This window comes from Psychrobacter okhotskensis (assembly GCF_013248965.1).
Lineage (GTDB): Bacteria > Pseudomonadota > Gammaproteobacteria > Pseudomonadales > Moraxellaceae > Psychrobacter > Psychrobacter okhotskensis.
The window spans coordinates 64,320-80,587 of sequence record NZ_JABRVQ010000015.1; the positions used below are offsets into that span (position 1 = coordinate 64,320).

Annotated in this window: 10 protein-coding genes; 6 read left to right on the top strand and 4 right to left on the bottom strand. The window is 38.6% G+C overall.

From position 1 onward, the window contains the following. The first annotated feature begins 487 nt into the window (after positions 1-487). From HQR03_RS08785 to HQR03_RS08810, 6 genes are read left to right on the top strand one after another with little or no spacing between them, the layout of a single operon-like run. A complete protein-coding gene (locus HQR03_RS08785; protein ID WP_173239908.1) occupies positions 488-3,211 on the top strand; it encodes a type I restriction-modification system subunit M in 2,724 nt (907 codons plus the stop codon). Next, positions 3,211-4,524: a restriction endonuclease subunit S gene (locus HQR03_RS08790; protein ID WP_173239909.1), complete on the top strand. Its 1,314-nt coding sequence runs from the start codon at positions 3,211-3,213 to the stop codon at positions 4,522-4,524. The genes HQR03_RS08785 and HQR03_RS08790 overlap by 1 nt, the downstream gene beginning before the upstream one ends. A gap of 17 nt (positions 4,525-4,541) precedes the next feature. Continuing rightward, positions 4,542-6,368, top strand: a complete 1,827-nt coding sequence (locus HQR03_RS08795; protein WP_173239910.1) for a GmrSD restriction endonuclease domain-containing protein — start codon at positions 4,542-4,544, stop codon at positions 6,366-6,368. Continuing rightward, positions 6,368-8,950 carry a DUF262 domain-containing protein gene (locus tag HQR03_RS08800; protein WP_173239911.1) on the top strand — a complete coding sequence of 861 codons (2,583 nt, stop codon included), beginning with the start codon at positions 6,368-6,370 and terminating at the stop codon, positions 8,948-8,950. Before HQR03_RS08795 ends, HQR03_RS08800 begins: the two co-directional genes overlap by 1 nt. Next, entirely contained in the window at positions 8,943-12,110 is a 3,168-nt protein-coding gene (locus tag HQR03_RS08805; RefSeq protein WP_173239912.1) for a type I restriction endonuclease subunit R, read from the top strand. Before HQR03_RS08800 ends, HQR03_RS08805 begins: the two co-directional genes overlap by 8 nt. Next, positions 12,107-12,844, top strand: coding sequence for a YgjP-like metallopeptidase domain-containing protein (locus HQR03_RS08810; protein ID WP_173239913.1), 738 nt, complete (start codon positions 12,107-12,109; stop codon positions 12,842-12,844). The genes HQR03_RS08805 and HQR03_RS08810 overlap by 4 nt, the downstream gene beginning before the upstream one ends. Positions 12,845-12,884: 40 nt before the next feature. Here the strand turns inward: HQR03_RS08810 and HQR03_RS08815 are convergent, their stop codons facing one another. The 4 genes from HQR03_RS08815 to HQR03_RS08830 all read right to left on the bottom strand — a co-directional run. Next, positions 12,885-13,511: a hypothetical protein gene (locus HQR03_RS08815; RefSeq protein WP_217271578.1), complete on the bottom strand. Its 627-nt coding sequence runs from the start codon at positions 13,509-13,511 to the stop codon at positions 12,885-12,887. Positions 13,512-13,694: 183 nt separating this feature from the next. After that, a complete protein-coding gene (locus HQR03_RS08820; RefSeq protein WP_173239915.1) occupies positions 13,695-14,150 on the bottom strand; it encodes a DUF1810 family protein in 456 nt (151 codons plus the stop codon). 81 nt (positions 14,151-14,231) lie between these two features. Beyond that, positions 14,232-15,242, bottom strand: a complete 1,011-nt coding sequence (locus tag HQR03_RS08825; RefSeq protein ID WP_173239916.1) for a leucine-rich repeat domain-containing protein — start codon at positions 15,240-15,242, stop codon at positions 14,232-14,234. Positions 15,243-15,316: 74 nt separating this feature from the next. After that, on the bottom strand, positions 15,317-16,268 hold a 952-nt coding region (locus HQR03_RS08830; RefSeq protein WP_173239917.1), incomplete at its 5' end, for a PD-(D/E)XK nuclease family protein.

The window sequence follows — 16,268 nt, forward strand, 5'->3', positions numbered from 1 at the left end:
CCATCAAATAAAAGGTTGAAAGTTATACTATTCAACCTAAACATAACCAAATTAAAGTCAGCAAATTTTAGTAATAAATATCTAGGTCAAAAACCATCCATAACAACAGGCAAGACCCGTCGTTACAAGCTGCAACTTACAAAAATGGAATATTAACATAAACAAATGACTAGAAAATGATTGACGACTAATATCTAGGAAATAAAAAATAAATTTGAGAATTAATGGCTATATGCATTTATATTTTTTATCGGAGAATAACTATAGTTTAAATTAATACTGAACTCGCAAGACAACAGATGACATACGATCTTCCGCTTCTATTCAAATAACCTTCTTATCTATTTACACTAAACCTGAGATGAAATCGATGACTATTAACCCTTTAAGTCAATCTACATGACTAGAATAAGGGCCGTTGTGTGATACCATTCTTCGATAAATTTTTCATTTAATAAAACCTCCTCTGATCATAAGATTTATACCTATGGCACTTAAGAAAACCGAGATTTATTCTACTCTTTGGGCAAGTTGCAATGAGCTACGCGGTGGCATGGATGCCAGCCAATACAAAGACTACGTATTGACCATGCTATTTATGAAGTACGTGTCTGATAAATATAAAGACGATGCCTTTGGCGATATCGTAGTACCAGAAGGCGGTAGCTTCGATGATATGGTGGCGCTCAAAGGCGACAAAGAAATTGGTGAAAAAGTCGATAAAATTATCGCTAAGCTTGCTGACGCCAACGGTTTGCGCGGTGTCATTGACGTTGCTGACTTTAACGACGAAGAAAAACTGGGCAAAGGCAAAGAGCACGTTGACCGCTTGTCTAAGCTGATTGGTATATTTGAAGGTTTGGATTTATCAGGCAACCGTGCTGATGGTGATGACCTGCTGGGCGATGCGTATGAGTTTCTAATGCGTCATTTCGCTACAGAGTCTGGCAAATCAAAGGGGCAGTTTTACACCCCATCGGAAGTATCACGTATTTTGGCGAAGATTATTGGTGTTGACGACAATACACCACTGGACGCGACTGTATATGACCCAGCCTGCGGTTCAGGTTCTCTGCTACTAAAAGTTAGCGATGAAGCACCACACGGCTTGACTATCTATGGTCAAGAGATGGACTTTGCGACTACGGCACTAGCAAAGATGAATATGATATTGCATGGGGCTACAGGCGCTGACATCTACAAAGGCAATACCCTGTCCTCTCCGCACTTCGTAGAAGGCAATCAGCTTAAGACTTTTGATTTTATCGTGGCAAACCCGCCATTTAGTAATAAAAACTGGACCAGTGGCTTAAACCCAGAGTCGGATGAGTTTGACCGTTTCACTTGGGGTATTCCGCCTGAGAAGAACGGTGATTACGCTTTCCTTCTGCATATCATCAAAAGCCTAAAAAGCACGGGCGTTGGCGCAGTGATTCTGCCACATGGCGTGCTATTCCGAGGGAATGCCGAAGCGCATATCCGCCAGAACCTCATCAAGCAAGGCTATATTAAAGGCATCATTGGCTTGCCAGCCAACCTTTTCTACGGTACGGGCATCCCTGCTTGTGTCATCGTGATTGATAAAAACACCGCACAGAGCCGAGCAAAAGGTGATGCGGGTCTATTTATGATCGATGCCAGCCGTGGCTACATGAAAGATGGCAATAAAAACCGCCTACGTAGTCAAGATATCCACAAAATCGTCGATGTTTTTAATTCTCAAATCGCTCTAGAAGGCTATAGCCGAATGATTGAGTTGGATGAGATCATTGATAACGACTATAACTTAAATATCCCTCGCTATATCGATGCCAGTATTGATGAAGATCAGCATGATCTGACTGCGCATTTAAAAGGTGGTATTCCTGTCGCAGATATCGATTCCCTAGAGTCTTATTGGCAGGTATTGCCTAACTTACGCCAGACGCTATTTTCTGATTTACGTGATGGTTATCGTGAGTGCCTCGTGGCATCGACTGAGGTCAAAGCAGCGGTATTGGCTCATCCTGAGTTTATTACCTTTGCTGAGCAAAGCCTAACGCCATTCAATGACTGGTGGCAAGCCATAAAGCTGAGTGAAATCACCAAAGGCGATAGACCTAAAGCCCTTATTCATAAAATCGGTGAAGATCTGCTAGCACGCTATGCTCATGCACCCCTACTCGATAAATACGATATCTATCAAATCCTGATGGACTACTGGAGTGAAAGCTTGCAGGACGATATCTATGCTATTAGCCAAGATGGCTGGCAAGTGGGTAAGCAGTTGCGTCAGCTTATCGCTGCTAAAGGCGAAAAGCTTAAAGAAACCCCTGACCTTATTATCAATAAGAATAAGTACAAAGCCGAGCTTATCGCGCCTGCGCTTATCATTAACCGATACTATAGCGATGAGCAAGCCCATATTAATGCCATGCAAGATGAACTTGATACAATAAGTAGCAACTTGAGTGAACTTATCGAGGAGCATAACAATGAAGAAGGTATACTCAATAATATAAGTACCAAAAAAGAAGCTAATGAAGCTTTAAAAGACTTTTATGTTCTTGCTTATAGAGTATTCGCACCTGATCAATATAAAAACTATGTGAGAACGAATAAAGAGATTGAAAGCGCACAAAATGAACTATTGATATTAGGTCAGAGCCATGCGATTGACAAAGCCAATAATCATAGTGGGAAGATTACTCTGAAAAACTTGAAAGCCTATCTAAATACTGACGCCTCAGCAGATGATATTAATACCATCAATACCTACCTTAAAAAAGACAGTTTAATAAAAACTGAGCTAAAAAAGGTTAAAGTTTTTGAGAAAGAAGCCGTTGCCGTAATTGGTAAGAAAATGCAAGAAGATGACGAATCTGATTTTACTGACATTCAAAACATTCAACAGTTTTTGCAATTAACTGACATGGAAGCCAACGCGAAAAAGTCATTAAAAGAAGCGCAAGATGCTTTAGATATGGCGGTATTTAAGCACTACCCAACTTTGGATGACGCGGCTATCAAGACGCTATTGATTGATGATAAATGGCATGCCACGCTACAAGGGCGTATCGAAGATGAGATTGAGCGTATTACTGCCCAGCTTGCTAACCGTATCAAGGAGCTAGATGAGCGTTATGCTGAGCCTTTATCGCAAATCATAGATGAGGTGGAGACGTTAAGCCAAAAAGTACAAGCGCATCTGCAAGCGATGGGAGTGGCGTAATGAGTGAGGTTAAGATACCTGAAGGTTACAAGCAAACTGAAATTGGGGTTATTCCTGAGGATTGGCGTATAGCTACTATAGAAGATATAGCAATTTTTAGAAATGGAGTTGCCCATGAAAAATTCATCGATGCTAATGGTAAATACATAGCAGTGAACTCTAAATTTATATCTACTGAAGCGAAGGTTATCAAGCGAACTAAGGTTTTAAGAAACCCTGCCTACAAAAATGAAATATTGATGGTGATGAGTGACGTACCTAATGGTAGAGCTATCGCAAAATGCTTTCTAGTTCCTGATGATAGTGTTTATTCAATTAATCAAAGAATATGTGCATTAAACATTACTAAAGATAATCCTAAATACATATTCTATCAACTAAATCGTAATCCTTATTACTTAGCATTTGATGATGGAGTTAAACAAACCAACTTAAGAAGACAGGACGTTCTTGATTGTCCTTTGATGATACCACCTAAACAAGAACAAAATGCAATCGCTACTGCCCTATCTGATATCGATGATTTAATCGGATCGCTAGAAAAATTGATTGCTAAAAAAGAAGCGATAAAAACCGCCACCATGCAGCAGCTACTCACGGGCAAAACTCGCCTGCCTGAGTTTGCTACTCATGAAGACGGTAGCGCTAAAGGATTTAAACAGACTGAATTGGGGCGAATTCCTGAGGATTGGGAGGTTTTTGAATTTGGAAGCTTAATCAATTATATAAAAGGCTGTCCTTTTAAGTCTGCTGATTATCAACATACTGGAGTTAGAATTATACGTGTTAGTGATACAAGTTTTACTGACATTAAAGATAATAATCCTATTTATATTTCAGACAGCAAAGCTAAACTTTACAAACCTTGGAAACTACAAAAAGGTGATTTAATTATTTCTACTGTAGGTTCAAAACCTCCAATGTACGACTCTTTGGTCGGGAAAGCAATCAAAGTCACAAGTAAACATGATGGTAGCTTATTAAATCAAAATGCTTTAAGAGTGAGAGCAAAGTCGGATACAGATGGTATTCAATCACTGCTTCTAAGTCATTTTAGAACAGAACGCTATATTGATTTTATTGAGAAAATTTATAGGGGTAATGCTAACCAAGCATCAATAACCTTGCAGAGTCTTTTTGAGTTTAAAGTTCCCTTACCTAACTCTAAAAAAGAACAAACCGCCATCGCCACTATTCTCTCTGATATGGATACTGAGATTCAAGCTTTGCAGCAGCGCTTAGACAAAACCAAAGACATCAAGCAAGGCATGATGCAGCAGCTGTTGACTGGGAAAGTGCGGTTGGCGCACTAAAATTACAAGGAAGTAATATGCAAGACAATCAACTAGAAATAAAACCAATAGTCGACCTATTGGATGAAAGTTTCTATATCCCTGCTTATCAACGTGGCTACCGCTGGAAAGAAAAACAAGTTCAAGACTTATTAGAAGATATCAGAGAGTTTTATCTGACCTCACTGAACTCCGAAAAGGATACTTTTTACTGCTTACAACCTGTTGTCGTCAAACAGCGTGAAGATGGCTCTTGGGAAATCGTCGATGGACAACAACGACTAACCACTATTTACATCATTTTAACCTGCTTGAAAGATATACCCTCGCTATTATGCAAGGCACCTTATGAAATGAGTTATGAGACTAGAACAAAATCCTCCGGTTTTTTAGCCAGTATCAACGAAGATCAAGCTAGAGATAATATCGACTTTTTCCATATTTATAAAGCTAAAGAAGCCATCAAGTCATGGTTTGATGAGCAAAAGGATTCAGATAAATATAACTCTATAAAGACGCCTTTACTCAATTTAGATAATAAAAGTGTAAAAGTAATTTGGTATGAGCTCAGCGACCATGAGGTACCCACCCAAGTATTTTCAAGACTTAACGTCGGAAAAATACCTCTGGTAAGTGCAGAACTTATTAAGGCATTGTTCTTAAAATCAAGCAATTTCACTTTAGAATCGAAATCGAAGGATGCCCAAAGTCTATTGCAGCTTACGCTTTCTCAAGAATGGGATGCCATTGAAAAAAGTCTTCAAAATGATGCTTTTTGGTATTTTTTGAGCAACGAAACTCTTGAGTCAAACCGCATTGATTTATTACTCACTCTTAGAGCATCAGATCATAGTGAAATAGAAAATAACAGAGATGAGTTAAACACTTTTTTGCAATTTAATGAGCTGCTAAAAGAAGATAACTTTGACATGGTTCAAGAATGGCAAAACATCAAGCGTTTAATGATGACATTAGAAGAGTGGTTTAATAACCGCGAATTACTCCATTTAATCGGCTATTTAATAACTGAGGGCAAAACGATTCCTGAAATCATGCGACTTAGTAAAGATAGCCGAGATAAGCAACATTTAAGACATAAACTTATAGGTCAAGTTTTTAACCTTACTTTTGATGCTAAGTTCAATGCCTTGTCATCATTTGATGAAATTGAATCAAAAGTCCGTGATCACTTATCAGAGCTTGATTATGAGTCTAAGAACTTGAGTAAGATTCGCCGTATCTTTTTACTTTTTAATATTGTCAGCTTATTGAGTAACCCCAAATCAAACTCTCGCTTTCAATTTGATAGATATAAAAGTGAGAATTGGGATGTTGAGCATATACGTTCAGTAGCCTCAAATATACCTGAAGGCATTAGTAATCAAAAGAAATGGCTAATAGATGTTAAAGACTATTTAGACAACTCAAAAGTTGATACAAGCCCTTTCAAGCTTAATAACGCTGAACAAAATGAAAAGCAACGTATCAATAGTGAAATTAACCAAATCCTTCAGGCACAAACCTTTCAACAAGATAAGTTTGAGAATGTTTATAAGAATATCATAGAGATCTACGATCCTAGCAATGGCGAAGCAGTAGATAACTCAATCGGCAATCTAACTTTGCTTGATAGATACACCAATCGCAGTTATAAAAACGCCATCTTTCCAATTAAACGCAAGCATATTATTGAGCTTGATAAAAAGGCTATATATGTGCCTTTATGCACCAAAAATGTCTTTTTGAAGTATTACAGTCAAAATTTAGATAGCATGCTTTACTGGCGCTCAGAAGATAGCCAAAACCATCAAGATGCTATTATAGAAACCATAACAGAATACTTTTTTAAAAATGGAGCTCAATAATGAACATGGGAGAAAGAGTAACCTTTAATGAGCTATTAGATATAGTAAATTTTATTGAAATTCCAATTATCCAACGTGATTATGCCCAAGGGCGCAAAGATCAGTCAGAGGTTAGAAACGCTTTTTTAGACTCCCTTTTTTCAGCTCTTATCAGAGAAAAAACTTATGATGATCAACCGTCTCTAAATTTAGATTTTGTATATGGCGACATTGACAATACTGACACACTTTCAGTACTAGATGGCCAGCAGCGTCTTACAACTTTATTTTTATTACATTGGTTTTTGGCAGTAAAATACAACCATTTAACAGAGTTTAAAGCACGTTTTACCTTGAAAGGTAATTCACGCTTTACCTATAAGACCCGCCCTAGTTCATCAGAATTTTTTAATGCTTTACTATCTAACGGTACTATCCAGCAGCGATACCATGCATTAACTAAATTTAATATAGATCAAACAACCGGATCTAGCAAAATCAATGATTATACTATTGACCAACTCATTGCTGACAGCACTTGGTTTTTTTCAGCTTGGAAACAGGATCCTACTGTGCAAGCTTGCCTTAACATGTTAAAGGCGATTGAGGAAAGATTTGCACTCTGTAATGAAGATTTGTACCTGCGGATTGTGGATAGCGATAACCCTTGTATCACTTTCCAATTTTTGCCCTTGAGCAAGTTTGGACTGTCTGATGAGTTGTATATCAAAATGAACGCGCGAGGCAAGCCCCTCACCCCATTTGAAAACTTCAAAGCTAATCTACAACAAACTATAAAGTCGTTTTCTAAAGAACTGCCTAATTATGATTTAGCCGCTAGAGGTGGTGTAGTCAATGGTTATGAGTACTTTATCCATAAGATCGACACCGACTGGGCAGATCTGTTTTGGACGTATCGGACTGTTGGTGATAAGCATGATTCCTATGATGATGAGCTTATGAACTTCATTCGCTTAATTATTCTATACCAATATGTTATCGATACTAAGAACAATGATAGTAAAAGTGAGGATAATCTCAATACTTTTTTTGGACAAAAAGCCAAGTTGCAGCACTTAACAATAGCTCAGTACACTAAACTAAATTGTTTTACACCTAATTTTGTAACTAACCTCATTGCTCTTTTAGATCTGCTTGATCTAGATGACTATCACAACCATCATCTCAAGACTTACTTACCTGACGCATATAATAAGACGCATTATTCAGAAGTGTCTATGTTCGAAAAGGTACTAGCAGATAATACTAGTTATCCTGAAAAGCTACGATTCTATGCTTTTTATCGTTTTCTTTCAAAAAAGCTCAAATCAGCTAACAGCATTGATGCTAATGACATTCAATCTGAGCTCGTTGAATGGATACGTGTCATTTATAACTTAACTGAAAATACTATCTTTAATACTTCAAAAGATTTTTTAGAAGCTCTGCTATCCATTGAAAAGCTAAGTAAGTTTGACTCTCCTATTTTGGATATACTGACTAATAGACCTGGGCTCGTCTTGAGTAGAATCTCAGAAGATCAGCTTGTTGAGGAGAAGATTAAAGCTCATCTCATACTAAAGTCAGATGATTGGAAGAACGCAATCCTACAGGCTGAAAACCACCCCTTCTTTAATGGACAGATAGGTTGCCTACTCAACTTCTCCGGTATTCTTGAATACTATCGCAATCATAATAACTGTAATTGGGATGCCTTTGAAAATAATAGTTTACTGGATACTTTTAAGAAATACGATCAATCGCTAGGTTCTGTTTTTAACCTCATAGCTGCTAGCTCATCAGACATAGAGTACTTGTGGGAGAGAGCGACCCTGACTAAAGGTATGTATTTTACCAAAAAGAAATCGTATGACCGTTACAACTTGCTCAGCACTCGACTATTCAAAAACAATATCAATCGTGATCACAGCTGGAAAAGATTATTACGAATTGGCTCTGAAACCATGGAAATCAGACAGTCTTACGTAAAAGCCGTACTAGATGATCCCGATTTCGATGCTAATGATATTAAACCTTCACTACAGAGTATTTGTGATGTAGTGCTGGCTAATAATGATTTTGATAAATGGCGTGAATATCTCATTCAGTATCCTCAGCTTTTCGACTACTGTGAACAGGGATTTATTGAAATTAGTGAGATAGAAGTACTTTTATTATGGCAATCTCAGCGTAATCATTATCATAGTGAGCTTTACACAGTCGTATTAGATATTCAGCTAAAAGATGAACTTGAAAAACTAATGCCCTTCTCTAATTTAGAATATCAATACGTTAAGTCCACACAGGAGCAAGCCTCTCTTAAGATTGAAGGTTGGAATTATGCGAATAGTAATTACTACTTCGAAATCTTAAAAGCCCCAGAGAACTTCGTAATCCAGTTTAAAAACGGCTCATCAAACGATTACCCTCAAAAAGTTAGTGATGTAATTGAAAATAATGGACTTCAGCGCGAATATACTAAGCACGAGGAAACAGGCGATGAAGCAGTGCACTACGAGATTACCTCATTAACATCAGTAGATGACGTGATTAGTCAGCTTATTCAAACTTGTAGCTCACTGAGGAGTATTGAGAATGAGTAACGTCACCGACATAGAAAGACTCACTCAGAACCGTGTCGTACGCTTTTTTACTGATACACTCGGCTACCGTTATCTAGGCGACTTTAAAGATAGACCTAATAACAAGAATATTGAGCCTGAGATTTTAGCCAACTGGCTAAGCTCGCGTAATATTAGCCGCACCTTGCAAAACCGAGCCATAAACGCTCTAGAAAAAGCAGCCGCTATAGGCAGTGGCGTTAAATTATACGATGCCAATAAAAAGGTCTATGAACTACTGCGCTATGGCATTAAAGAAAAGGAAGGTACTGGTGATCATAAAGAGACCGTCTGGTTGATTGATTGGGACAACATAGAGGCCAATGACTTTGCCATTGCCGAAGAAGTCTCTATCGCGGGCGAAAATAAAAAACGTCCCGATATTGTCCTTTATGTGAACGGTATTGCACTGGGCGTTATTGAACTTAAACGCTCTAGCATCAACGTCACCGAAGGCATTCATCAGAACCTAGACAACCAAAAGAAAGAATTTATTCGACAATTTTTTAGCACCACACAATTGGTTATGGCAGGTAATGATACCCAAGGCCTGCGCTATGGCACGATCGAAACGCCTGAGAAGTATTATTTAGAATGGAAAGAAGCCAACCCCAATCATACGCCACAGTCTGATACTAGCGTACCGACGCATCTTACTTTAGCAAACGCTAACTTCACCGATCAACCCTTAGACTTCCATCTGTATCATATGTGCAATAAGCACCGATTCTTAGACATCATTAATAACTTCATTGTTTTTGATTCGGGTGTCAAAAAGACTTGCCGACACAATCAGTATTTCGGGATACAGGCGGCAAAAAAAAACATTGCACAGCGCAAGGATGGGATTGTTTGGCATACCCAAGGCTCAGGCAAAAGCTTGACCATGGTTTGGCTGGCTAAATGGATACGGGAGAATGTTACCAATAGCCGTGTACTCATTATTACTGACCGTACCGAGCTTGATGAACAGATTGAAAAAGTCTTTTTTGGTGTCGATGAATCAATATATCGCACCAAGAGCGGTGCTGATCTTATTACCCAGCTAAATCAGCCTAACCCTTGGTTGCTCTGCTCTCTAGTGCATAAGTTTGGTCGTCACAGCGATGATGACGAGAATACAGAGGATACGGACGACTTCATAAAAGACATTCAAGCCAGCCTACCCTCAGACTTCAGTTCAAAAGGCGACTTATTTGTATTTGTTGACGAATGTCACCGTACCCAGTCTGGCAAACTGCATAGCGCTATGAAGGCATTATTACCAGAAGCGATGTTTGTCGGTTTTACTGGCACGCCACTGCTTAAAAAAGATAAAAAGAAATCTATCGAAGTCTTTGGATCTTTTATTCACACCTATAAGTTTGATGAAGCAGTTGCCGATGGCGTGGTCTTAGACCTGTTGTACGAAGCCCGTGATATCGACCAGCAGCTCACCTCTTCCAGAAAAGTCGATGAATGGTTCGACGCTCATACCCGTGGTCTTACCAATATTGCCAAGAGCCAGCTGAAACAAAAATGGGGCACTATGCAGCGGGTGCTCTCTAGCCAGTCGCGTATAGAGTGCATCGTCAATGACATCTTGCTCGATATGCAGGTCAAACCAAGGCTTATGGATGGTCATGGTAATGCCATGCTTGTGTGCAATAGTATTTATCAAGCCTGCAAATCCTACAAGGCTTTTGAAGACTCTTTCTTGAAAGGTAAAGTAGCGATCGTGACCAGTTACTTACCGACGGCTGACAGTATCAAAGGAGAAGAGACTGGCGAAGGTATGACTGAAAAGCTGTTTAAATATCATATCTATCGCAAAATGATTGCTGATTATTACGATATCAGTGAACAACAAGCCAGCTCTAAAGTAGAGGACTTTGAAAAGGCGGTTAAGAAACGCTTCATTGAAGAGCCTGGACAGATGCGACTACTGATCGTCGTTGATAAGCTATTGACTGGATTTGATGCGCCTTCTGCTACCTATCTATACATCGATAAAAAGATGGCTGATCACAACCTCTTTCAAGCCATTTGCCGTGTTAACAGACTCGATGGAGCGGAAAAAGACTATGGATATATCATTGATTATCAGGATCTATTTCAATCTTTAAGCAGTACTATCTCCGACTATACCCAAGGCGCATTTGCTGAATACGAAGATGAAGATATTGATGGGCTGCTAAAGAACCGTTTAAGCGCGGCAAAACAGAACTTAGATGATGCCCTAGAGATGGTAAGAGGACTTTGCGAGCCTGTTAAATATCCTAGAAACATTCAAGATTATGCCGCTTACTTTTGCCCTAGCGAAGGCGTGATTGAGGCTGACAAACTAGAAAAAGAGCAGCTGCGCCTCACTTTATACAAAAGCGTCTCCAAGCTGATACGTGCTTATGGCAATATTGCCAATGAAATGGCGGAAGCGGGATATAACGATCAGGAGATCAAACGCATCAAAGATGATGTAAAGCACTTTGAGTCGGTTCGTAATAACATCAAGCTTATGAGTGGCGACCATATCGATATGAAAAGCTACGAGCCGACCATGCGTAGGATGTTAGACACTTATATTCATGCCACCCCTAGTGAGACGGTTATCGACTTTGAAGATTTAGGACTTATTGAGTTAATTGTCAATCAAGGGCCTGAAGCTTTAATCAAAGCCATACCTGAGGATATAGCGAGCAACCCTGAAAACGTCGCAGAGACCATCGAAAACAACGTGCGCAAAACGATTGTCGATGAAAACCCCGTCAACCCAAAGTACTACGAGCATATGTCTGCCCTACTCGATGAGCTCATTGAGCTACGCCGACAAAAAGCCATTGCTTACGCTGAGTACTTACAAAAAATACGCCAGCTAGCCTCTAAAGTAATTAACCCGACTGGCAGTGCAGGTGGTGACGCATACCCTGAGACCATTAACACCCCTGCTAAACGCGCACTATATGATAATTTGGATCAGAATGAAGACTTGGCAGATAAAGTTGATGCAGCTATTCGCCTCCATAAACAGGCTGATTGGCAAGGTCATCTAATTAAAGAGCGCAAGATTACAAATGCGGTGCATCAGGTCATCAAAGAATATGAAGTTGATACTGACATAGAGGAGCTGATTAGTTTGGTGAAAGCACAACAGGAATATCAGTGATTATTAAGTCAGCGCTTATTAAGATTGGCGAGTTAGATATACATTTAACTCGCAAGGATATTAAAAACCTACATATCAGCGTGATGCCACCTGATGGACAGGTCAGAGTATCTGCACCTGATGCTATGACAGAGACGGCCATTCGGATGGCTGTCATCCACCGTATCCCTTGGATTAGAAGGCAACAGGCAGCGTTTGCTAAGCAAGAGCGTCAATCTACAAGGGAGATGGTAAATGGAGAGACGCATTATCTTTGGGGCAGGCGTTACCGGCTCGAAGTGATTGAGCTTGATGACCTAAAGTCTCAAACCGTCAAATTAAAAAGCGGCAAGCTTATACTAACCGTAAATAAAGGGCTATCTGATGAAGTAAAAATTAAGCTATTGTCTGAATACTATCGTGGCCGACTAAAAGCCAGAGCACCTGGCCTTATCGATAAATGGTCGAAGAAAACTGGTGTCACTATCAGCGATTGGCAGATCCAAAAAATGAAAACCAAATGGGGCAGCTGTAATATAGAAGAAGGAAACATACGGCTTAACTTAGATTTGGCCAAAAAGCCACTACCCTGTTTGGAATATATCATCTTGCATGAATTGCTACATTTTAAAGAGCGGCAGCACAATGATAGGTTCAAGGCCCTACTAGACACTTATATGCCTGACTGGCGATCTAGGCGCGACTTGCTCAACCAGATGCCATTAGGTCAAGAAAACTGGAAACATAAAGAGTAATGCTTTAGTTATAGACTAACGCTTAGGTTTGAGCCTCTACCTAGTCTTCAGCATATATCGCCTTTAACCCAAAAGCATTTAACTCATCAGTACTACTTGAACTATAGTATATAGATGCCTCGTCACCAGACAACAATCCTTCAACAGCTTCTATTACATAGGCCATGGATTCCAGTGGTAAAGCTTGCACACTCTGCATCCCTACAAATAGCCCTTTAGTATCATGAGCTTTTGCAAGTTGACTAACAAGCTTGTATGTAACTACTTTTATCAAATCTGATTCAGGCTTCCCTGTGGCACTTACTTGAATGAATTGAAAGAAATTGCCATACTCAAACAAGCTTATAATATCTACCACATCTATACCGATAATAGTACTTGCAGACCTTACATCTAGCAGTTCAACGACATCATTTACTTCATCAGGCTGACATCTAATAACCCCCTCTACAATATCTAAGCGCTCAAATTCACTATAATTTGTTTGTAAGCCTACTAAAATGTCAGCCTTTACTTTATCTTTTAGCTCTAGTAGTGCCTGCTCATTCCAACCTTCACTAATTAAAAAGCAACCAATAGTAGACTTTGGGTAATGATCCATGGTTTGTCGATATAGAACCGCGCTAGGTATATCATCCATATACGAGTCATCAATATGATACTTCATGGTTATGCTCACTGATCATTAAGGAGTTTGAAGGTAATCAAAAAAAATAAAATTTGGCGATATTTTACGACTGTAGAGCGCTTGCACAGTCTCTACAAGATTTAACATCTAGCATAGTTCGTTTATTGAATTTTGATCTTCCCTAAGGGTTACATCTCCTTTTGAAAAATCATTCGGTTTTATTTACTTAGATTGCTGATCATCGATTTGCTTTAACAGTCTGATAGAGTTTATATCGTAACTGCCTTCAAAATACTGATCCAAAAGGTCGTCAAAAACACATTTTTTATTAGGGGACGCTAAAGTAAATAACGTAAGCGAAGAGTGCAATTTCAAATTATCCGGTGATCCGAAAATTTCTAAAGCGCTTTTATCAGGATGCAACAATAGTAATTCAGCACACTCTCTTAAGCGTGCTCCAAGCACATCGTGCCCCAAATACGCTTTTGCTTGCTCTAGACTCTCTATTGCAAAGCGGCGAGCCATTGTACTGTGCCCTAAGCCTTTCACCTGTGGAAATATAAACCACATCCAATGTGTACGCTTACGCCCTTCGGTTAACTCTTTAATAACCGATGAATAAATAGTATTTTGAGCTTGAATAAAATCATCAAATAGATGCTTATTTGTAGTTTTCACTTCCTGTATTCCTTGCTACTTAATAATAATCATTTGCAAACGATGTCCACAATTTCATTCAAGCCATTACCTTACGCCAAACTACCCGATCATATATATCATACCCATCCAACAGTGCTCAGGCTTATCGACAACTTCTGCATTATAGAAAACATATTTATCGTCTATATCCATTTTATCAATAGTATTTGATGCAATTCTAAGCTCATCAAGCGTAAGTTGACGGTTACTTTCAGCTTGAAACATTATAGCGTTTATAGTGATATCTTCAGGAATCTGATCAATGATCTGACTAAATACTTTGTCTGATTCAGATACTTTTAATGCACTAGCTTGTATAAATTTAGCAGGTTTCGCAAAATTTATTGCTTCTCTAACATCTCTAAAGTCTATACCTACAAACTCGTTGCAAAATATATCTTTAAACATATTCATTATTTTTTGTACTTCATCAGGCTTGCAAATGATCACACCATCCATCACATCAAAAGCATCAATAGTTTTTTCAGTGGTTTGCAAACCGAGTAAGAACTCTGGCGCTGTTTTGAACCTCAGATCAATTAGTGCTTTTTCCTCCCAATTGTCACTAGTAAGGAAAAATCCAAAATCACATAACTCATATTCACTCATTTGTGGTGTATATAATTTTGTAGAGGATATATTTACAATCACCAATTCTCCCCTTCGATGCCTTTCAATAATACCAATCGGTAACTCGTCAATTAACTCATGAGGAACATCTACTCTTAGTAATAGCTTCTTAAGATTAAAAAGACTATCAGAAAACTGCTGTATTTTATGACTAGTAATCGTCAATCTCTCTAACTGGCTTAACTGCTCTATAGACTCTGGCAAACGCTCAAGCACTTCGCATTTTAATGTCAGGTAAGTTAAATTGTGCAAGAAACCGATACCTTCAGGCAACTCAGTAATCTGATCAGAGCAAATCTCCAATTTTGTTATCGCCAATAAATGCGCTTCGTTACGTGGTAAATCCTTTTCAGAAATCCCATACTCATCGGCCCATGTCCAAAGCTCTGACATCCATGGTTTTGCAGTAGTAGTATCTGATATATTGTTAATCTTGGTCATTTTTTGAATTCCTTTTTTGAGTTGAGTCAAAGCGTAGTCGTTAAGTAAAGCGTCTTAAAACTAGATTTTTCAAACTAATATTTCGTAAAACAATCGTTGGCTTTCAAAGTGTTAAAAACGATATCCATTTCTTCTAGAATTTTATCTGCCATTGTGTCTTCATTTATCATCAGCCATGCTTCACTTGATCCTTTCCAGTCCTGTGGATAAAAGTAATAACCTGCTGGCCAACGTGATGAACTCCAAATCTTTTTGTCGGCTAGTGCTGTATTTAGCGTCGTTTTCATTTTTTCTGTATGCAAATGATTTTTTGCTTCCTCCATTGACCGGAGTTTAATACCTAGACACGGACGATCAAAATTTTCACCCTGAAACTCAAAACAAATATACCCAGCATCGTAGCTTGGAATTATGAAATTTATTTGTTCATAATTCTTACCTTCACCAAAATCATTAATATCCAACTTATAATCAGTTGTTTTGCATTTTGCTAACAAATCTATTTTCAGCTTTGTTATTAGCTCTTTCTTCATTCGATTTATAGTGTTAGATACCTTGATACTGGCATCAATAGTAACTCCATTTCTTTTAATAATATCTAAAACTGCATTGCTTTCACTCATATTTTCAATCCCCATAAATTGCTTTTGAATAAACTTGATTAACTGTGTGAGGAACTCACTAACGCTATGATTTTGGCATTCAACTTGGCAGGCTTTAAGCCAACCCGTGAGATCACTGAAACGAAGATGGCTACATTGCTTCTTATCTATCCAGCATTTTAATGTCTCTGCATCGACACTTGCCGGATTTGGCGTATCGTTATATTCACTTAGATAAACAATTTGAGGGTCAGTATGACCTTTTGCTATAAGTTCATTATAATAATCAATCAGTTGATTAGGTTGGTCTACCGCATAGGGTTTATTTTCAATACAAATACCGTAGTTTTCATCATCCACCTTGCATCTTAGATATATGTCCATTCGACGTAGACTGTTACTTTTTCTAGTCACTTCTTCAAGA